Annotated in this window: 19 protein-coding genes and 1 pseudogene; 12 read left to right on the top strand and 8 right to left on the bottom strand. The window is 36.5% G+C overall.

Features of this window, described 5'->3' with window-relative positions:
- Positions 1 to 104 precede the first annotated feature (104 nt).
- The 7 genes and pseudogenes from OPU68_RS07680 to OPU68_RS07650 all read left to right on the top strand — a co-directional run bounded on the left by OPU68_RS07680 (position 105) and on the right by OPU68_RS07650 (position 8290).
- On the top strand, positions 105 to 2723 hold the full coding sequence (locus OPU68_RS07680; RefSeq protein ID WP_498473441.1) for a valine--tRNA ligase: 2619 nt from the start codon (positions 105 to 107) through the stop codon (positions 2721 to 2723).
- Between the two features lie 78 nt (positions 2724 to 2801).
- On the top strand, positions 2802 to 3446 hold the full coding sequence (locus OPU68_RS07675) for a DUF4241 domain-containing protein (RefSeq protein ID WP_498473440.1): 645 nt from the start codon (positions 2802 to 2804) through the stop codon (positions 3444 to 3446).
- Positions 3447 to 3520: 74 nt separating this feature from the next.
- Positions 3521 to 4429: a PfkB family carbohydrate kinase gene (locus OPU68_RS07670; protein WP_498473439.1), complete on the top strand. Its 909-nt coding sequence runs from the start codon at positions 3521 to 3523 to the stop codon at positions 4427 to 4429.
- Positions 4430 to 4485: 56 nt separating this feature from the next.
- A pseudogene (locus tag OPU68_RS07665) lies at positions 4486 to 5349 on the top strand (alpha/beta hydrolase family protein).
- 36 nt (positions 5350 to 5385) lie between these two features.
- Positions 5386 to 6030 carry an HD domain-containing protein gene (locus OPU68_RS07660; RefSeq protein WP_498473438.1) on the top strand — a complete coding sequence of 215 codons (645 nt, stop codon included), beginning with the start codon at positions 5386 to 5388 and terminating at the stop codon, positions 6028 to 6030.
- Positions 6031 to 6058: 28 nt separating this feature from the next.
- A complete protein-coding gene (locus OPU68_RS07655) occupies positions 6059 to 6655 on the top strand; it encodes a hypothetical protein (protein WP_498473437.1) in 597 nt (198 codons plus the stop codon).
- Between the two features lie 345 nt (positions 6656 to 7000).
- Positions 7001 to 8290, top strand: coding sequence for an aldehyde dehydrogenase family protein (locus OPU68_RS07650; RefSeq protein ID WP_498473436.1), 1290 nt, complete (start codon positions 7001 to 7003; stop codon positions 8288 to 8290).
- A gap of 214 nt (positions 8291 to 8504) precedes the next feature.
- Here OPU68_RS07650 and OPU68_RS07645 read toward each other — a convergent pair whose 3' ends face one another.
- Positions 8505 to 9533, bottom strand: coding sequence for a L,D-transpeptidase (locus OPU68_RS07645; RefSeq protein ID WP_498473435.1), 1029 nt, complete (start codon positions 9531 to 9533; stop codon positions 8505 to 8507).
- A 115-nt stretch (positions 9534 to 9648) separates the two neighbouring features.
- Positions 9649 to 10611, bottom strand: a complete 963-nt coding sequence (locus OPU68_RS07640) for a YpdA family putative bacillithiol disulfide reductase (protein ID WP_498473434.1) — start codon at positions 10609 to 10611, stop codon at positions 9649 to 9651.
- A 66-nt stretch (positions 10612 to 10677) separates the two neighbouring features.
- Between OPU68_RS07640 and OPU68_RS07635 the strand changes: the two genes are divergently transcribed.
- Positions 10678 to 11289 carry a hypothetical protein gene (locus OPU68_RS07635; RefSeq protein ID WP_498473433.1) on the top strand — a complete coding sequence of 204 codons (612 nt, stop codon included), beginning with the start codon at positions 10678 to 10680 and terminating at the stop codon, positions 11287 to 11289.
- Here OPU68_RS07635 and OPU68_RS07630 read toward each other — a convergent pair.
- From OPU68_RS07630 to OPU68_RS07615, 4 genes are all read right to left on the bottom strand, one after another.
- Positions 11286 to 11591, bottom strand: coding sequence for a chaperone modulator CbpM (locus tag OPU68_RS07630; RefSeq protein WP_498473432.1), 306 nt, complete (start codon positions 11589 to 11591; stop codon positions 11286 to 11288). The genes OPU68_RS07635 and OPU68_RS07630 overlap by 4 nt on opposite strands.
- A 2-nt stretch (positions 11592 to 11593) precedes the next feature.
- Positions 11594 to 12505 (bottom strand): DnaJ C-terminal domain-containing protein, encoded by a 912-nt coding sequence (locus OPU68_RS07625; protein ID WP_498473431.1) that lies wholly within the window; start codon positions 12503 to 12505, stop codon positions 11594 to 11596.
- Between the two features lie 100 nt (positions 12506 to 12605).
- A complete protein-coding gene (locus tag OPU68_RS07620; RefSeq protein WP_498473430.1) occupies positions 12606 to 12734 on the bottom strand; it encodes a hypothetical protein in 129 nt (42 codons plus the stop codon).
- A gap of 30 nt (positions 12735 to 12764) precedes the next feature.
- Complete coding sequence (locus tag OPU68_RS07615; RefSeq protein WP_498473429.1) at positions 12765 to 13307, bottom strand: lipocalin family protein; 543 nt, start codon at positions 13305 to 13307, stop codon at positions 12765 to 12767.
- 147 nt (positions 13308 to 13454) lie between these two features.
- Here OPU68_RS07615 and OPU68_RS07610 point away from each other — a divergent pair, with 147 nt between their 5' ends.
- Positions 13455 to 14888 carry a M20/M25/M40 family metallo-hydrolase gene (locus tag OPU68_RS07610; RefSeq protein ID WP_498473428.1) on the top strand — a complete coding sequence of 478 codons (1434 nt, stop codon included), beginning with the start codon at positions 13455 to 13457 and terminating at the stop codon, positions 14886 to 14888.
- 86 nt (positions 14889 to 14974) lie between these two features.
- Here the strand turns inward: OPU68_RS07610 and OPU68_RS07605 are convergent, their stop codons facing one another.
- Positions 14975 to 15307 (bottom strand): 2Fe-2S iron-sulfur cluster-binding protein, encoded by a 333-nt coding sequence (locus OPU68_RS07605; RefSeq protein ID WP_498473427.1) that lies wholly within the window; start codon positions 15305 to 15307, stop codon positions 14975 to 14977.
- 55 nt (positions 15308 to 15362) lie between these two features.
- Here OPU68_RS07605 and OPU68_RS07600 point away from each other — a divergent pair, with 55 nt between their 5' ends.
- Complete coding sequence (locus OPU68_RS07600) at positions 15363 to 15929, top strand: Crp/Fnr family transcriptional regulator (RefSeq protein ID WP_498473426.1); 567 nt, start codon at positions 15363 to 15365, stop codon at positions 15927 to 15929.
- A gap of 52 nt (positions 15930 to 15981) precedes the next feature.
- On the top strand, positions 15982 to 16431 hold the full coding sequence (locus OPU68_RS07595; protein WP_498473425.1) for a DoxX family protein: 450 nt from the start codon (positions 15982 to 15984) through the stop codon (positions 16429 to 16431).
- 51 nt (positions 16432 to 16482) lie between these two features.
- Here the strand turns inward: OPU68_RS07595 and OPU68_RS07590 are convergent, their stop codons facing one another.
- Positions 16483 to 17535 carry an NAD(P)/FAD-dependent oxidoreductase gene (locus tag OPU68_RS07590; protein WP_498473424.1) on the bottom strand — a complete coding sequence of 351 codons (1053 nt, stop codon included), beginning with the start codon at positions 17533 to 17535 and terminating at the stop codon, positions 16483 to 16485.
- 157 nt (positions 17536 to 17692) lie between these two features.
- On the opposite strand from OPU68_RS07590, the gene OPU68_RS07585 reads away from it, so the two are divergent.
- On the top strand, positions 17693 to 21022 hold the full coding sequence (locus tag OPU68_RS07585) for a T9SS type A sorting domain-containing protein (protein WP_498473423.1): 3330 nt from the start codon (positions 17693 to 17695) through the stop codon (positions 21020 to 21022).
- Positions 21023 to 21062: the final 40 nt, after the last annotated feature.

Below are 21062 nucleotides of genomic sequence, written 5' to 3'. Positions count from 1 at the left end.
AATTAAATTTTAAAGAACAAAGTTATAAATAATTTAAATATGTGATGTTAATTTTTTTACATTATCTTATTTTTGCAACTTATTAAGTTAAAATCAATTTCAAAATGCAAATCGCAGACAAATATAATCCGCAGGAAACTGAGCAAAAATGGTACGACTTCTGGTTAGAAAACAAATTTTTTCATTCTACACCAGACGACAGACCTCCTTACACAATTGTAATTCCGCCACCAAATGTAACGGGAATTCTCCATATGGGTCATATGTTGAACAACACCATTCAGGATGTATTGGTCAGAAGAGCAAGAATGCAAGGCTTCAACGCTTGTTGGGTTCCGGGAACGGATCACGCGTCCATCGCAACAGAAGCGAAAGTTGTAGCGAAATTGAAGGCTGAAGGTATCAACAAAAAAGATATCACCAGAGAAGAATTCCTAAAACACGCCTGGGAGTGGAAAGAAAAATACGGAGGAACAATCTTGGAACAGCTGAAAAAATTAGGTTGTTCTTGCGATTGGGATAGAACGAGATTTACGATGGAGGAGAATCTTTCCAAATCTGTGATCAAGGTTTTTGTCGACCTTTATAACAAAGGATTGATTTATCGTGGCTACAAAGTTATCAATTGGGATCCGGAAGCTCAAACCAATATTTCTGATGAAGAGGTGATTTTCAAAGAGCAAAATGGAAAATTATTCTATTTAAAATATAAAATCGAAGGTTCAGAAGATTTCTTAACTGTTGCAACCACGCGCCCTGAAACTATTTTTGGTGATGTAGCGGTTTGTGTAAATCCAAATGACGAGAGATATTCTCATTTAAAAGGCAAAAACGTAATTGTTCCAATCGTAAACAGAGTAGTTCCAATTATCGAGGATGATTATGTTGATATCGAATTCGGAACCGGAGCACTGAAAATTACACCGGCTCACGATATTAATGATTACGAAATCGGGCAAAGACATAATTTGCCAATCATAGATTCTATGGATAATGACGCCGTTCTTAACGAACACGGAATGCATTATCAGGGAATGGGAAGATTCACGGTAAGAAAAGAAATTGCAAAAGAATTAGAAAAAAATGACCTTCTTCTAAAAGCGGAAGATTATGTTAATAAGGTTGGAACTTCAGAAAGAACCGGTGCAGTTATTGAACCTAAAATCTCTGTTCAATGGTTCCTGAAAATGTCCGAACTGGCAAAACCTGCTTTGGATGTTGTGATGGATGATAAAATTAAATTCCATCCTGAGAAATTCAAAAATACCTATCGCCATTGGATGGAGAATGTCCACGATTGGAACATTTCTCGTCAGCTTTGGTGGGGACAGCAGATTCCGGCTTTCTATTATGGAACCGGCGAAAATGATTTTGTAGTTGCTGAAAATATCGAAGATGCTTTGGTTTTAGCAAAAGAAAAAACCAATAACCAACAACTGACAACCGACAACTTAAAACAAGATGAAGACGCACTTGATACTTGGTTCTCATCTTGGTTGTGGCCAATGTCTGTTTTTGAAGGAATTTTAGATCCGGAAAATAAGGACATCAACTATTATTATCCAACTGCGGATTTGGTAACAGGTCCGGATATTATTTTCTTCTGGGTTGCCAGAATGATTATGGCTGGATTGGAATATCGCAAGGAAGTACCTTTCAAAAATGTTTATTTTACAGGAATTGTAAGAGATAAGCAAAGACGAAAAATGTCCAAGCAACTTGGAAACTCACCAGATCCAATTGATTTGATCGAAAAATATGGTGCAGACGGCGTTCGTGTAGGAAGTTTGTTGAGTTCTGCTGCAGGAAACGATCTTTTGTTTGATGAAGATCTGATGTTGCAGGGACGGAATTTCGCAACTAAAATCTGGAATGCTTACAAATTAATTCAAGGTTGGAAACGTGACGAATCTATTAAAGCGCAAAACCACGACCTACAAACAATTGAATGGTTCGGAGAGCAATTGAATAAAACGGTTGGCGAGATTGAAGATCAATTCTCGAAATTCAGGATTTCGGACGGCTTGCATTTGGTTTATAAACTCATCTGGGATGATTTCTGTTCATGGTATCTGGAAGCTGTAAAACCGAATTTCGGGGAAGCAATCAGTGAAGAAGTTTACCAAAAAACGATTGCTTATTTTGAAGAATTAATGAAATTGTTGCATCCATTTATGCCTTTCTTATCGGAGGAACTTTGGCAATCGATTTCGGACAGAAAAATTGATGAAGCTTTGATCATTACTCAACAGAAAAAATCTGAAAGTTATAATGAGCAGACGATAAAAGATTTTGATTTTGCTAAAGAAGTGATTTCCGGCGTTAGAAATTACCGTCAGTCAAAAGGAATCTCGCCAAGAGAATCTGTGGAAGTTTTCACAAATGCAACAGAATTGAAAGATGCTGAGGTAATTCAGAAATTATCAAACATTTCAGAAATTAATTTTGGTCAGAAAACGGATAAACCAAGTTTCACATTCTTGGTTGGTTCTAATGAATTCTCAATTCCTTTGAGTGAAAATCTTGACCTTGGTGAAGAGAAAATCAAAACCGAAGAAGAAATTAAATATCTGAAAGGTTTCTTAATCTCTGTTGACAAAAAGCTTTCAAATGAGAAATTTGTAGCCAACGCAAAACCAGAAGTTGTAGAAATCGAACGTAAAAAGCAAAAAGACGCTCAGGATAAAATTGTTCTTTTAGAAGAAAAACTAAAAACATTGTAGGCTGTTGGAAGCCAGATGTGGGAGGTTTTTACAGTTTTCCGAAACATCCATCTTCCATCATCAAACATCTATCAACAAATGACACACATCGAAAACATAAAAAAATTATTCTCCAAAAATTTTGTAGAAAACCCGCTTTTGGAAACGTATGATGCTGGAGAAATTCATATTTCTTCCGGTTTCATCGTGGCTAGCGATCCTTTGATTTCGCCGGACCATTCTGCATTCAATCAGGAATTTCCGAAAGGCGATTTTCCGATTCTACTTCATAAAGAAAGAGAATCCAACTGTATCGCTTATGCTGAGATTGTTTTTGATAAAAATAATATAGCTGAAAATTGGAAACTGGCTCTGTGCGATAATCAAAACCTCAAAGATTTGAAAGACGAAGAAATCTACGGCTATCTTGTAGAATCCGGTATGGGGAGCTTTATGGACAAAGATGCTCAGAATCTTCTCAACCAATTGGAGAAAGAACTTTTTCATAAAAAAGGAGCTGACTTTTTAGGAATTTATGAAGAGTTTTTCCATTCCCATTTTTTTGACGAAAACGGAGCAATCGATCAGTTTTCCATCTTGAAACCGTACGATTGTAAAAAGGAAAACATTGCAGCTTTCGAAACCGGCTATGGCGAAGGATTTTATGCAACATATATTGGGTATTCCAAAGAAAATCAGCCAGTTAAATTAATTTCGGAATTTATAGAAATTGGAATGGATTAAATTATTACTTTAGCCTGTACTGAAATCACAATTATCGATTTCATTTGACCTTTGAAAACATTGAATGTTAACAAATGAAACTAAGTAATACAAAACCGCAAATAGTAGTTGTAGGAAGTTCTTCTATAGATCTGGTTCTCAAAACCTCCAAAATTCCCACAGCCAATAACACCGTTCTTGCCGAGAATTTGAAAAGTTTTTTGGGCGGGAAGGGTGCCAATCAGGCCATCGCCACTTCTCGTCTGGGAGCACAGACTTCTCTGATAAGCCGCGTAGGGATGGATCCTTACGGACAGCAGGTTCTAAGGAATCTGGACGATGAAGAAGTGAACGTAACTTACGTTGTAGAAGATGAAAATCAAGATACAGGAACTGCATACGTTACAGCTTCTGATGAAGGGAACGCAATCACAGTAGTTCCGGCTGCTAATTATAATCTTGCGCCAGCTGATATTGATGAGGCTGAGAAATATATCAGTAATGCCGATTTGATTCTCACTCAGCTAGAAATTCCTTTGCAAACCGTAGAGTATCTTTTCAAAAAAGCAAAAAAACTGAATAAGAAAATCGGAATCTATGCCGCTCCTGCCAGCAGACTTTCGGACCAGGTGATTGATTATGCAAGTTTCATAGTTGCAAAAAGCACAGATTTGGAAACCATTTTTGGCGAAGGCAATCACGATGAAATTATGATGCATCTTCCGAATAAATTATTCGTGAGGGACGGTGCCAACAGTACAAGCTACTTTGACGGTTCCGAAATGAAATATTTTCGGAAAAACCCAAGTACAGAAGCCCACAGTATGGGATTGGGAGACGCTTTTACATCAGGGTTTTCTATTGCTTTGCTGCATGGAAATTCTATCGAGGATTGTGTTAAATTCGGGAATGAAGTTTCATTGAAAGCTGCCGATTACAGAGGTTCCCAGAAGGGCTTGCCGTTTTTGGAAGAGATGAAAGAACTTATATCCCACGCATATTAATATCTCAAATTAGCAGGACAATTTTTTTTACTTTTACTGAAATCTAATCGCTTTTCATGAAAAGTATCGATGTTGTAACCGAGGACAATTGCATTTTGTCTGCCCATATTTTTGAGCCAAAAAATTCTGTAAATAAATTATTATTGATTAATTCTGCAACTGGTGTCAAACAGCAGGTTTATTTCTCATTCGCACAGTTTTTTGCTGATCAGGGTTTTTCCGTTGTCACTTATGATTACAGAGGAATTGGACTTTCAAAGCCTGAAAAGATGAAAGGATTTAATGCTTCAATGAGGATTTGGGGAACTAAGGATTATTAAGCCGTTACAGATTATATTAAAACCAATTTTCAGGATCATCAGAAATTTTGTCTCGGTCATTCACTGGGTGCCTTGATTTTAGGAATGAACAAAGATTCTGAGATGTTTGAAGAATTTATCTTCGTCGGAACTCAAAATGCGTACGTCGGAAATCTGAAGTTCAAAACAAAGGTAGAAGCCTATCTTGGTTTTGGAATTGTACAGCCATTATTGACGGTGCTTTTAGGATATTTCCCTGGAAATTGGTTTGGTTTGGGAGAAACTTTGCCGTCTGGAAGTGCATTCGATTGGCGGGTTTTGATCCTTAATAAAAAGTCAACGAATAAATTGCTTGAAAAAGTACAGGATTTTTCCAAAAACCTGACGCAAAAAGTTTTCGTTATCAGAGCGGAAGATGATCCCTGGCTTACAGAAAAAGGTGTGCGGTCGCTTCTTGAAAATACGTATCCGAATATGAAACCGACTTACAGATTAATAAAAACTTCCGAATCTGAAAAGAATGAAATCGGACACATCAATTTTTTCAGAAGTTATAACAAGAATCTTTGGAATATAGTTCATAAAGAGCTGGAAGTTGTAGGCCCGAAGTCAGAATATTAATAATAAAACCTTGCATACTTCGCATTTTAAAAAATTATGGAATTAATCAATAAAACAATAGAATTAGTAAAAGAAAAACTTGAAGGCACAGAATCCGGTCACGACTGGTTTCACATAGAACGCGTCTGGAAGCTAAGTTTGCATATTCAGGAAAAAGAGGGCGGCGACAAATTAGTTATCGAATTAGCTGCATTGCTGCACGATATTGCCGATCCAAAATTCCACAACGGAGACGAAACCGTAGCGACAAAAATCGTAACCGAATTTCTCACGGGACAAAAAGTAGATGGCGAAACCATTGATAAAGTCATTTTCATCATAGAAAATATGTCATTCAAAAATAGAAACGATGCGCCAAAAGAGCTTCCTTTGGAACTCAAAATCGTTCAGGATGCAGACAGATTAGACGCAATCGGCGCCATCGGGATTGCAAGAACTTTCAACTTTGGAGGTTACAAAAATAACCTGATGTACCATCCGGACATCCAGCCAAAACTCAATCAATCCAAGGAAGATTATAAGAAGTCAAACGGAACTACGATCAATCATTTTTACGAGAAACTCTTGTTGCTGAAAGATCTTCTCAATACAAAAACGGCGAAAGAAATCGCTGAGCAAAGGCACCAGTTTATGCTTCAGTTTCTGGATCAGTTTTACAAAGAGTGGAATGTTACTTTTTAATTAAAGAGAAACCGTTATCTTTGCTAAGATGATCATATTTCTATTTTTCATTTTACTCGTGTTTGCTATTTTTCTTTCGGCTGTCCGTGGAGAAAAATGGAATTTTTGGAACAAACTTCTCCGCACAATTATTACCATTTCAGCGACCGCTTACTTCACTTTTTGGTTCGTTGAAAAGAGTGTTTCACAGTTTTTGGAAAATTCTTTGGCAATCCAGGTCATCAATTATTTACCTCAGCCTGTTGATTTTTATATCATCAGAATTCAGGATCAGGTTCCGGAAAATCAAAAGTTCAGTTCCAAACACGTAGGTCAGATTCGTCCGGAATATTTCAGGATTGAGTATCTTAATATGCAGAAATCCGACGAGTTTTGGGTTGTTGGTTACATCGGGAAAGGAAATCTCGTTTATTTTTCACAAGTCGCCGTTCCGAACAAAAACGAAGACAAAATCATCGAGGTCCGCAATTACATCAACCACAGTCTGAAACTCTCTGCCATAGCTACAGAAAAGGTAGAAGAACTGAAATACGAAAACATCAAACTAAGCATTTGGGTAACTCTGGATTTGCTGCTGATCTTTCTGAATTCGGTTTTGCTTTTCAGGACTAATAAGAAAAGATAGAATTTGGGCAGCTTTATCCGCCTTCCACTCCCGCTATTTTTTAGCCTTTGCTTTTCCGGCCACAAAAAAATGAGCTCCGTTCAAGTCGGGCTGCAATGATTCGCTGTTTCAATGACGGTTTTTCAATTCACAAAGTCTAAACCAAAAATTACACATTTTAATAATGTCACGCTGAGCATAATCGAAGTATTCTTTTAAAAGTCCAATTTAATTATTTATAAAAATTAACAGTAAAATTTATAAAAAGCATAAAATTTAGCTTTCGGTTTATTCGCAACTTTGTACATTTAGCAATCCGGTAATAGTATAATTACTGTAATCTAAAAAGACAAAAAATAATTCAAAATGAATCTTAAAAACAACATAAACTCAGCACAGAAAACTTTCTTAGAATGGAAAAAAATACCTTTCACAGAAAGACAAAAATTACTTTTAAAACTTGCTGAAGTTCTGGAAAAAGACAAAGACAAATTCGCAAAACTCATCACGACAGAAATGCACAAACCAATTTCTCAATCTATTGCGGAAATCGAAAAAAGTGCAGGAATGATCAGATATTATGCAAACGCGGAAAACGTTCTGAAGCCAGAAAAAATAAAAACCGAATTTGATGTTTCTGAAGTTCATTACGATGCGTTGGGAATTATTCTTGGTGTGATGCCTTGGAATTTTCCGTTCTGGCAAGTCCTAAGATTTGCGGTTCCTGCAATTCTTGCAGGAAATGTGATCTTGCTCAAACACGCTTCCATCTGCTTCGAAAGCGGTGAAGCGATCGAAAAAGTCTTCAAAGATGCAGGTTTTCCCAATTACATTTTCCAGAATCTCAGAATTGGTCACGAAGAAATCGAAGAAATTCTTGAAAATCCTTTCGTGAGAGGCGTAAGTCTGACAGGAAGTGAAAAAGCAGGAGCCAACGTCGCAGCTTTGGCGGGAAAAAACATCAAAAAATCTGTTTTGGAATTGGGCGGAAGTGATGCTTATATTGTACTAGACGATGCGGATGTGGAAAAGGCTGCTATAGAAGCACCAAGCGGAAAACTTCAAAATACAGGTCAGGTTTGTAATGCCGCAAAACGTTTCATCGTTCATTATAAAGTAGAGAAAGATTTTGTTCCGAAATTTATAGAAGAATATAATTCTTATCAGCCGGCTGACCCTTTCAAAATGGAAACAAAGCTCAGCAAAATGGCAAGACCGGATTTGGCAGACGAATTGGAAAGTCAATATAAAAAAGCACTTAAAAACGGGGCAGAAGTTGTTTTAGCCTTGGAACGTATTTCGGAAAGCGAGTTTCGCCCGGGAATCATATTGGTGAAAGAAGGCAATCCGATTCTTCAGGAGGAATTATTCGGTCCTTTGGCAATGCTGATGGTTGGAAAAGATGATGAGGAAATTTTGAAATTGGCAAATGATATTCCGTTTGGTTTAGGAAATTCTGTCTGGACGAAAGATAAAAAACGAGCGCAGTTCTTTATTGAAAATCTGGAATCTGGAACGGTTTCCATCAACAAATCTACAAGTTCCGACGCAAGACTTCCTTTTGGTGGTGCAAAATCCTCGGGCTACGGCGTTGAGTTGTCTCTGCATGCGATTAAGGAATTCACACAAATAAAAACCGTGGTAGGAAACATTTAAAAATTGCAAATTCTTTTTATAATAATAAACCCTTTCAAATCATCTTTGAAAGGGTTTATGTTTTATTGAATGACAAATATTGTATTGAAGACCAATCCCATAGCCCCGATAGAAGCGGCATCCTTTTTGTCTTTGTGATAAATTTATAATTAATAACAAAAATTCGTAAGACAAAAAAGATATAGCGGATAGCGGGAAATAGCTCCTAAAAAACTTACTTGACGTTTGCTGAAAGTTGATTTTGGCTGCTGATGGCTGCCAAAGAATCTGCTTTTGCTTTTTTTTCTGCTTCAACCTGTTGGATGACAATGTCTCTGTTTTCCTGCTCTTTCATAATCGTTGCAAGATGAGGTTCTATGATTTTGTTCATTTCGTCTTCGGAAATATTGTTTGCTTCCGGTGAATCCAGAAGTTTTTTCCAAGGACGTCTTTTACCCCACGGATAATCACCGTAAACAATCAGTGGTGTTCCTTTGGCTCTGGTGCTCACGCCGCCTTTGTTCAGTACCCAGGTGTCAACCCAGGAGTACATCCATTTGGCATCTTCCTCCAGCATTCTAAGGCAAGAGTGCGAAGCGGGATAACCAGGCATTGCGTACTGGTGCCAACCAATGCCGTCGAAATTGGCAACGTTGACATTCCAACGTAGTTTCCATTCATCGCTGACTGTGGAGATGGCGACTTCTTTTTTCCAGTTGGCGAACATCAAACCTGTTTTGGTTTTCGTTGCTTTTTTACCCATACTTGTTGGTCCCCATTTTACGATATTGCCGTATTCATAGACGCCGTAAGCCTGAATCGGGTACGAGAAAAACACGAATTTTTTCACATTTTCCAGACTTGTCACATGGCCGGGAAAAGGAGAGTATATCAGGAAATCATCTTCGATTTTTGCAGGAACTACCAATGTGTCTGCGGCTCCGATGTTGGATCTGTCCAGACGATTGAGAGCAAGGATTGTATAAAGTGCTTTTCCTGTAAATTCTTTTTTGTTTTTTTGTGAAACGGAGTCTGTATTTTTGTAAACCCAAGGGAAAAATCCAAAATCTTTTCTGGGAATAACAACATCCGGCACTTTTGGTTTCTCGTCTTGTTTCTTCTCTTCCTCTTTCTTGTCATCAGATCCCAAAATGTCAGTGATGGGGTTGTCTTTTTTCTCGGAAGGAACATTTTCGTCCTTTTTACATTGGACAAGAAATAAGGTGGAAGCGATAAATAAAAGAAGTAAGGTTTTAAATTTCATGGGACTACAAGTGTTTTTTTCAGCCTGAATATAAACAAAAAGAATACCATTTGGAAAGAAAAAAGATTATTAGGAAGGAATTGATAATTATTTCATCATCAATATCAATAATCATTTATTGCTTATTAATAATATTTTTGATGATTTGTTTTGCGTGGATTCTGGAATTTTCGATAAACCAAAGATGTGTGTCCTTTCCACCACAAACAACGCCGGCGAGATAAATTCCTTCGATGTTGCTTTCCATTGTTTGAGGATTGTATGCAGGATTAAGACAATCGCCTTTCAGATCAATTCCAATGTTTTTAAGAAATTCAAAATCAGGTAAATAGCCTGTCATTGCAAGGACGAAATCATTTTCTATTTCTTTGATTTCGCCAGTTTCAGTTCGGAAGATGACGGTGTTTTCTTTCACTTCCAGCAGTTCTGCTCCGAAGAATGCTTTGATGCTTCCTTCTTTGATTCGGTTTTCTATGTCAGGTTTTACCCAATATTTTACGCTTTTTGAGATTTCGTTTTTTCGGATAATCATTGTCACGTTCCCACCTTTTCTGTAGATTTCCAAAGCCGCGTCTACTGAAGAATTGCTGGAGCCTATAACGACAACATTTTGAAATGCGTAAGGATAAGGTTCTGTGTAATAATGTTTTACTTTAGGCAAATCTTCGCCAGGAATATCCATCATATTTGGAATATCGTAAAAACCTGTGGCAATAATGACGTTTTTGGCGAAGTAGATTTGCTTGGTTGTTTCAACCTGGAAAAAAGTAGATTTCTCAATCTTCAGAACTTTCTCGTAAGGTCTTATGTTGAGTTCTTTTTGACGCGCAATTCCCTGATAATATTCCAAGGCATCCTGTCTTCCGGGTTTTGGTTTGGTTGTGATAAAAGGGATTTCATCAATCTCCAAACGGTCAGCCGACGAGAAAAAAGTCATATACAAAGGATAGTTGTAGAGGCTGTTTGCCACAGTTCCTTTCTCTATAATGATATATTTCAAATTATTTTTCTTCGCTTCCAGAGCGCTTGCTAAGCCGATTGGACCGCCGCCAACAATAAGAACATCGTATAATTCCATACCCAAATTTACGAAGATTAAATTTTGATTGTATCTTTAGGGCAATTCTTTTGATAAAAATTAATTATGAAAATCATTGCATTAATATTCATCATTGCTTTAATTGGATGTAATAAAGTGGATCCGAATAACGCAATTATCCCAAAACCTAAAACAAAACTTTCTGCTGAAAATAAGAATTCAGAGGAAAAAGCGGTTGTCAGTCTCAATAATGAAATTCTAAACCTTTTGAAAAATAACGAGTTTAATAAACTTGCAGCTTACATTCATCCAGAAAAAGGACTTCGGTTTTCTATGTACAGTTTCATCTCGGATGCAGATAAAAGTTTTTCAAAACCAGAATTTGAAAAGTATATTGATTCTGAAGAAAAATTCACCTTTGGTCACAAAGATGGTTCCGGTGCGATTTACATTATCTCACTAAAAGATTATTTGAAAAATTGGACTTTTAAAAAGGATTTCACGAAGGCTAAAATTAATTATGAAAATTTTGAAGGCAAAGGAAATAGCCTGAACAACATCAAAGAAAAATATCCCAACGCGGTAACTGTGGAAAATTACTTAGCCGGGACAGTGGAGTATTCTTATATGGATTGGAATAGTCTGATTTTGGTTTTAGAAAAGGTTGAAAATCAATATTATCTAATTGCAATTGCTAATAACCAGTGGACCGTTTAGAATTCCGCATCTTCCCAATTTGTAAGGTCTTGCGAGATTTTTGACAATCGTCTGTTTTCAGTTCTCAAATCTTCCATTTGATTCAGAAGTTTATGAATGATTTCGATTCCCGGAAGATTGATTTCCAAATCATAATGCCAGTTGGTAAATCTTTCCAAGTGAGGCAATTCTTCATAAATAATATACTGGATGCTATTTTCCGTTTCAGGATGCAGCAGTTCCGAAGCTATCAATTCGTTCAGAAAATGGTCATCAATTTTATAGATCTCGATGATTTCTTTAATGGATATTCTCTCGCTCATCTTTAGGAATTTTGAAGTTGTTGGAATAGTTCTTTTTGCTTGTCAGTCAGGTTTGCTGGGATTTTTACGTTGTAAGTCACATATAAATCTCCAAACTCATCTTCTTTTTTATAAACAGGAAAACCTTTGCCTTTTAGTCTGACTGTTGTTCCGTTTTGCGTTTCTGGTTTCACTTTCAGTTTTACAGAACCGTCCAGCGTTTCAATGTTCGCATCGCCACCCAAAACCGCTGTGTAGAGGTCGATTTCAACTGAAGTTCTCAAATTATCGCCGTCACGTTTAAAATCTTTATCCTCAGAGATATTAAAAGTAATATAAAGATCACCGTTCGGACCGCCGTTCATTCCCGGATTTCCGTGACCTTTCAGTTTGATTTGCTGACCATCGTAAACACCAGCCGGAATCGTGATTCTTACTTTTTTACCATTAATGTCAAAGGTTTGCTGATGTGTCTGTGCAGCGTCTTTCAGATTAAGATTCAATTCAGCTGAAACATCCTGACCTTTGAATTTTCCGTTCGCACTTCCTCGTGCATTTCTACCAAAACCGCCGCCAGCTCCGCCAAACATCGACTGGAAAAAATCCGAAAAATCTTCACCTTCACCAAAGTCAGCTCCCGAAAATCCACCTCCGGAATTTGCCGAATATTGTTGTCTTTGCTGTTGTTGTGCACGCTCATATTCTTCGCCGTGTTTCCAGTTTTCGCCGTATTTGTCGTACTTGGTGCGATTCTCCGGATTGCTCAGAACTTCGTTAGCTTCATTCAGTTCCTTGAATTTTTTCTCAGATTCTTTATCGTTGGGATTCATATCCGGATGATATTTCCGGGCAAGTTTTCTATAAGCTTTTTTGATGTCATCCGCAGATGCATTTTTCTCCAGCCCAAGAATTTTATAATAGTCTACAAATGCCATAAGATCAATTAGTTTTGTGTTCCGTTTTTCAAATCTAAAGTTAGTGAATTTTCAGGCAAAAAACTACATTCTGAAGTATGATTTTTAGGAGCAATACCTCTCAGTTTCTTTTCACTTTTCCAACCCGCTTTCCGCTGTATCTTTTTTCTCCAACACCTTTTTCAAGCCAAAGCAAAAAAAGGATGCCGCTGCAATCGGGGCTAAATTCACGTTTTGTACTTCTTTTCACTTGACTCTTTTTTCTTTTGCCTTGTATCTTTTAATTCTGTTCTACCCAGATCAATTCAGAAGTATCATAACCTATATATTTTGCTTTCTTCAGAAATCGGGTTTTGATATTTTCGGGAATGGTTTTTTCACGAGAGAGAATCCAAAGATAATCCAGATTTTTTCCTGCTACCAAAGCATATTTGTAATCTGGATCCAAATCGATCACATTGTATCCTGCCCAGAAAGGTTTGAAAAAAGAAACTTTCAGTCTGGCTTCATTTTCTGTATTTATGAATTTGGCTTCGCCAATGCTCTGCTTCCATTCTTTTTTTATGTAATCGTAACCTTTGTTGTCAACTTTGATAGTTCCATCTTCATTTTTGGAATAGGTTGCTGTGACCTGATTCATATTTTTTTCGAATTTAAAATCAAATCTTGCAATCTCGTACCATTTTCCCAGATACTTTTCCGAATCGAAATTTTGGACAGCATTCGCTTTCTCGGGAATTCCCACTGAACAGGATTTTAAAATCAAAATGCCCAAGATTCCTAATGAAATCGGAACCGCTATTTTTAAGAATGGATTTTTCATAGATCATAATTTACAGAACCAATTCAAAAATGATTCCATCAAAATAACGTCATTGGATACTCCGAAATCGAAATGATAACAATTTCAGTATTTTGTTGAAGAATTTGATTATTTTTACTGAAATAAAAGTTAAAGAATTAATCAACAATGAAATTAAAACTACTTTCTATATTTTCTATGGTTGTGTTTAGTCAGGCTTTTGCCCAGACGGATAAGTTCTACGCCACTACAGATTCTGAAAATGCAAAAGAGCTGAAAGCAAAATTTCCCGAAGAAATTGAAATTATCGGTGCGACAGGAAATCAATCCGCCATTTTCCTTACTGAAAAAGCGGCAGAGTTTCTTCATCATAATGTTGTCACGCACGGCCCTGGTTATGTTTACAAATCTTCAAAAGAAGAAGCGTTATCTGCCATTAATAAAGCTAAAAAATCCAATAAAGTTCTATCTTTTACGATCGACCAAAATGCTGCTGTCAATTCTGCAATTGCGAAAGTAAGTGCGGATAATATCAAAATGCATATTCAGGTTTTGGAAAATTATGGAACCCGTTTTCATACCAGTGCAAAAGCTCAGACTGCAGTTCAGGATTTGAAAACAAAATGGCAGGGTTTGATTACCGCTTCCGGAAGAACAGATGTTTCAGTAAGAATCGTGAATCACATTGGAACACCGATGCCTTCTTTGGTTTTTACAATTAACGGATCCACTGCTCCTGCAGATTTCATCATCGTGGGTGCGCATATGGATTCTATTACCAACAATACTGCCATTGCACCAGGTGCGGACGATGATGCATCTGGCGTCGCAACGATCACAGAGATGATACGAGTTCTTTTGAATGTAAATTATAAACCAGCAAAAACTGTTGAGTTTATGGCCTTTGCAGCGGAAGAAATAGGATTGGTTGGCTCGTCGGAAATTGCACAGGATTATGCGCTGAATGGCAAAAATGTGGTTTCGTTTGTTCAGTTTGATATGACAAATTACAAAGGTTCTCCAAGAGATATTTATTTGACGACAGATCCCTATAACAGTAATGATCTTAATTTATTTTTGATAGAATTGATGGAGCATTACAACAAAACAGGAACACATGCCTTCACCTACGGAAATACGATCTGCAATTACGGTTGTTCTGACCATTTCAGCTGGGCAGATAATGGCTACGATGCGGCTTTCCCTTTCGAAGCATCATTTTCACAGTATAATCCAAACATTCATACTACAAATGACAAACTTTCCAATATGGGAAGCAGTGCAAATCACGCAGCAAAATTTGCAAAACTCGGTTTGGAATTCATTATCGAAACTGCAAAAGGTTCTGTATTGGCTGTATCAAACGTTACAAATAATTCAATAGATATTTTTGTGAAAGACAAAGCTTTGAATTACAGATTAGGAAAAGAAACTGTGGATTCTGTAATCATTGTAGATGCGAGTGGAAAACAATTATTGGAATCAAAAAACCTTCTTTCTGTCGGGAAAATCGATTTGAATAAAATTAACGCTGGTTTTTATTTAGCTGTTTTCAAAACCAAATCCGGGAAAGTGATTACTAAGAAATTTATTCTGGAATAATATATTTTTAAATTGAATAAAAATAAAGCGAGAACAGATTAATTTTGTTCTCGCTTTATTTTTTATTGATGTAATGTAATTTCAAATTAAGCTTCCGGTGCAAGTTCTACAATCAAACCTTCTAATTCTTCTGTCACAGGAATCTGACAGCCCAGTCGGCTGTTAGGTTTCACATTGTAAGCTTCATCCAGCATTGCTTCTTCGTCCGGCAGCATTTCCGGCAGAGGAACATTTTCACTCAAGATATAACATTGGCACGAAGCACACATGGCCATTCCGCCACAGATTCCGATAGTTCCTTCCGGTGCCAATTCGTAGGCGCGAACGATTTCCATCAGGCTCATCGCCATATCTGTTGGTGCGGGAATTGTGTGAGAAACGCCGTCTCTGTCTATGATTGTAATATTAACGTCTGACATAGTGCAAAGATAAGAGATTGATACAAAACTTTATTTAAATTTGTTTTAAAACTAAATGATAAATATCAAAAACTATTTTAAGACCTTAGTTGATATCTCAGATGAAGATTCAGATTTGTTCATTTCGAAGCTTAATCGAAAAGAATTCAGCAAAAAATCTGTAATTCTAGAGATAGGGAAACAGGAGAATTTTTTGTCTTTTATAGAAGAAGGAATAGTCCGCTTCAATATTCCAAAAGAAGATTATGATTTTACATTTGGTTTTGCATTTTCCGGTTCCTTTGTCAGCGGTTATGATTCTTTCCTTTCCAGGCAGCCTTCCGGGTACAATATAGAAGCAATTACGGATAGTGTTCTCTGGCAGATTTCTCACGATGATTTGCGTTTTATTTATGATAATACGACTGTTGGAGAGAAAATAGGACGTATGATTGCGGAGGACCTCTACGTCAAAAAAATGAAAAGAGAGTTGTCTCTGTTGCAGGATAATGCTCAGAAAAAATACGAAGACCTTGTGAAACAACAGCCACAGCTCATCCAAAATATTCCGCTCAAATATATTGCTTCTTATATCGGTATCAAACCGCAGTCGCTAAGCAGAATCCGGAAACAGATTAAGTAACATTTGTTCATTGTTTTGCAGTCTTAATGAAGATAAATTTGCATAAAAAAATATGAAACCTTTATTGATTCTGATCTGTATTTTCATCCCGGCTCTTGCCTTTACCAGATTCTTTTACGGATATTTTGATTATAAACTTTCGGGAAAGATTGCTTTAGCTGGAATGCTTATTTTCACGGCAGTCGGGCATTTTATTTTCACAAAAGGAATGGCGATGATGCTTCCTGGTTTTGTTCCTTTTCGTGTAGAGTTGGTTTATTTGACTGGGCTTTTGGAGATATTGGCAGCTATTGCGGTTTTTTTTCCTACTCTGCGTTTCGTCGCAGGCTTCCTGTTGATAGCTTTTTTTATAATGTTGCTTCCTGCCAATATTTATGCTTCGTGGAAAGGCATTGATTATCGCACCGGAGAATTGGGAGGAAACGGATTATCTTATCTTTGGTTTAGAATACCTTTTCAGATATTGCTGATAGTTTGGACTTATTTTTTTGTGGTCAAATAAAAAAGAGAATCACAATGGATTCTCTTTTTAATATATTGATGATTTTTAATTTTAATCGATCGATTTTACAACCGCTTTTTCAGCTTCTTTTCTGGTTCCGTCGAAACCGTCAACGCCACTTACAGTGGTGTATTTCAGGACAAATTTCTTGCCTGGATTCATTCTGTTGTAAACACTTTGAACCATTAATGTCGCTTCGTGGAAACCGCAAAGAATTAATTTTAATTTTCCCGGATAAGTGTTGATGTCGCCGATTGCATAGATTCCTTCAATATTGGTTTGGTAATCTAAGGCATTATTCACTTTGATCGCATTTTTTTCAATTTCCAATCCCCAATCTGACAATGGACCTAACTTAGGCGTCAATCCAAATAATGGAATCAGATAATTTGTTTCTAAGAGTGATTTTTCGCCGTCTTTCTGGATTTCAATCCCGGTTAATTTATCATCGCCAATCAATCCTGTCACTTCAGCCGGTGTAATCAGATTGATTCTTCCCTGATGTTTCAGTTCAGTTACTTTTTCTACGGAATCCAGTGCACCACGGAATTCGTTTCTTCTGTGAATCAAAGTCACGTCAGATGCCACATCTGCCAAGAAAACCGACCAGTCCAAAGCAGAATCTCCACCGCCGGCAATTACGATTTTTTTGTCGCGGAACATTTCCGGGTCTCTTACGAAATATTCAACACCATTTTCTTCAAATTTTCCAATATTCTCCAACTCCGGTTTTCTTGGGTCAAAACTTCCTAGTCCACCGGCAATGGCAATCGCTTTTCCTTTTACTTTGACGTTACGACTAGTTGTCACGATGAATTGTCCGTCTTCGGTTTTCTCATAACTTAATGCTTTTTGAGCAAGAGAAAATTGAGGTTCAAATTGTTTGATTTGTTCCATCAGATTATCTACCAAAACGCCGGCATCCACACTTGGAAATCCAGGAATGTCGAAGATTGGCTTTTTAGGATAAAGTTCCGTCAATTGTCCACCAGGCTGAGGAAGTGCATCAATCAAATGACATCTTAACTTCAGTAATCCGGCTTCGAAAACAGTGAAAAGTCCGGTTGGACCAGCACCTATTATAATGATATCTGTTTCAAACATTGAAATATAATTTGGAGAGGCAAATTTAATGATTATATATTATTTAAATAAATTGGAAATTATGATATTAATTTGGTCACGAGGATTTAATTAAAATATATTTGCAAAAAAACAATTATATGACATGAAATTTTATTCTCAGCAAATTTTCAGATTTGTGTTATTCCTCTTTATCAGTATTTTTTTCAATGAAGGATTTGCACAGACTGCTCCCGATAATACTAGATTTATTCAGCTTAATACAATTAAAGGAAGTCGGCTTTCCATTGTAGAAAACACGGATAGTTTTGTTTATCATATTGGTACTATTAATTCGTCTGAAGTTGGCTTTGATAATCTTTCTGCTGCCAATGTAGGTCTAGATGATCTATTCGTTTTAAAATCTGCAGCTTCTAACGGAAATAATGCCTGGTTCAAAACCTTTGATGCAGGAAATGGAGGTAAGATAAGTCCAAAAAGTGTCTTTGTAGATACTAATGAAAATGTATATGTTTTTGCGCAGTTTCAGGGAAATGTGAAGGTAGGAAGCAAGATAATTACTTCTGCTAATCCTGCAGATGCCTTTCTGATGAAAATTGATAACAATGGAAATGCAGTCTGGATCAATTATCTTGAAAATGTACACAATTCTCTTTACAAAACAAAGTGTGTAATAGAAGGTTCTAATACCTATTTTGTTTACGGAGGCAATCATCTGCTGAAATTGAATGATGCTGACGGTAGTGTGATTTATAATAATCTATACAATAATGTTGAATTAAAAACGATAGCTGTAAAAGGTCAGGATTTGTATTTGGCAGGTTCTACAACCAGTTCAGGTGCTGTTTTTGGATCAGAGTTTTTCACGGATAGTTTTGTGGGATTTATTGTAAAAGGCGATAAAGACGCAAATTTTACGTCATCTCTTAGAACCGCTAAAAGCACTTCTTTTCAATCCTATTCGGATGTTTCGGATATTACCATTTCTACAGATGGATCTTTATTATTAACAGGATTCTACACAAGAAGCGCTATTGATCTAAAGACAGAGACAGGAACTTTTTCTTTTACTTACAATCCGAATGCAAATTATAATAACATTACAAGGTTGTATGATTTTGTAGCAAAGGTTGATCTTAATTTGGATGCGGTTTCTTTTTTCCGTTCATCATCACCAATTAACCAGGAAGGAATTTACAGCATTAGAACTGATTTGAGTTCGTCAAAATTAATTTCTTACGGTAATTCCGGCGACTTTAAACAAATCAATTATATTACAAACAGAGTTGGATCTACGCTTGCTACCAATTACACAAACCCAAATGGAACTTCTACTACCACTATTCCTTCGCTAGATATTCTCAATTACGTATCGCTATTGTCTTATAATAATGTTGGAGATTATTCTTCCGGAAGTCAATTGGTAAAGCTTGGTTTTAGGTTGAGTGCCTCCAGCAAAGGATATACGGTAACAGATAATCGTAATGTCCGGGTTTTTACCACATCCCAATATAATGCTGATAACTCCAATTTGTTATGGACAAAGCAGAAAACCAGTTCTATTGGCGGTAGTTTTTCCAAGCAATTCCAAAAGCATTTAAAATCTAATAAATCTGATATTTTCTTTACAGCTTTGGCAGAGGGAAAAGGTAAATTTTTAAATAATGAATTTAATCTTGGTCAGAATGTATTCTCAAGATATGTTGCTAGACTCGGCGCAGATGGAACTACGAAATGGACAGCAAACTTTAGTAATGCCAATAATTCTGACGAATTAAATATTTCCCAGGATTTTGCATGCACAGACAATAACGATAATTTTTATTTCATTGCAGGTATTAAAGGAGGCTCTTCCGTTTTTTCTGACGGACAGGGAAATACAACAACTTTCAACACCGCATCAGGCAATTCAAAAGTCCTTATCAAATTGGATCAAAACGGAAAATTGATTTGGAGTAAACAGATCAATCAGTCTGGACTGTCCAAAATGGCGGTTACAACTGATTCTGCAGGGAATATTTATCTGATGGGACAAACAGAAGGAAGTCTTACTGTGGATAATTTTAATATTCCTGCGGATGGAGGCTTGTCTCTTGTTGTTATCAAATTTTCAAATGCAGGAAATATGATGTATTCCAAATATTATAAAAATGTAGCGTTTGGTTTTTATTCTTTTAATCCGGTTTTTGATAATCAGAACAATTTGTATGTATTTACCAAGCCTTACAGCATTTCTGCCGGAACAGGGGAATATGCAAATTATGTTTTTGGTTCTGTTACTGTGCCTGCCAATATAAACGGTGTGGATCACCTAATGCTGAAATTCGATAATGCAGGAAATGTGATTTTTGGAAAGAATTTCTATGCCAATGCGCCTGCCGATAATATTTCTTATGCGTGGCCAAATAATGCCGCTTTTGACGGTACAGATTTTATAGTCTCCGGTAATTATTATGGTGATTCCAGTGCCACAAGATATTTAGGCTTAGACTTAGTAGATATTCCAAAAACTTATTCAAGTGTCAATTCGTATGTGCCATTTTTTTCAAAGGTAAGCACAGGTGGAAATGTTATCTGGCAAAAAGCCCTGGAATCAAATAACAGCAATTCTGGTAACTACGCCAATTTCGGACTGGACGAGAATAAAAATATCTATATGTATTATTCTGTAAAGGATAAAGTGACTATTAACGCCATAGAATATTCCTTTAATGCAACAGATGGAAATAAAATTTTACTGAAACTAAATACCAATGGAAACTTAGTTTATTATAAAACTACGGATAAAGGAATGCTTTCTTATCCTTTGGTAGATGTGATTGAAAACGACAAGATTAATGTGTCTGGTTTTACAGCCGAAAATAATTTTCTTAATTATAAAGTTAATAATCAAAATGCAACCAATCTTTATGTTGCAACTTTCGGCACATTAGATCAGAAATATCTAACGCCTATGAGTAATTATTTGATTTTAACAAATGCTGCAATTTCGAACAATCCGGCAAATGCGAATTCATTCGAATTTAATTTGATTAATAATGTCAATTGGACAGCAACAAGCGATCAAAATTGGTTGACTTTATCAGCTTTTAAACTATCTCAGGGCAAAAATGGATTGAACACAGTTTCTGGCAATGGTGATGCAAAACTGACACTGGCTGCTCAAACCAATACTTCCGGGAATGATCGTTCTGCAAATATTTTAATCAGCGGAGACGGTGGTGTGGATTCAAAAACTGTTGTGGTTACACAAAGCGGTGTTCTGGGAAATCAGGAAACCAGAACTTTTGTAACAGTGATTTATCCAAACCCTACATCTGATATTCTAAATATCCAAACAGATCAGAAAATCTCTAAAATTGAGATTTATGATACAAGTGGGAAACTTTTGAAATCAAAATCTGGAAATGAAAAGAGCATAATAGTTTCCGAACTTTCAAAAGGATTATATCTGATAAAGATATATTCAGATAAGGTTACTATTAATTCTAAATTTATCAAAAACTAAAATATAGTATATCATATGATAAAAAAGCAATCTCGATTTG

Source organism: Chryseobacterium sp. TB1-D10 (assembly GCF_059803555.1).
This window is presented reverse-complemented; position numbering and strand designations above follow the sequence as displayed.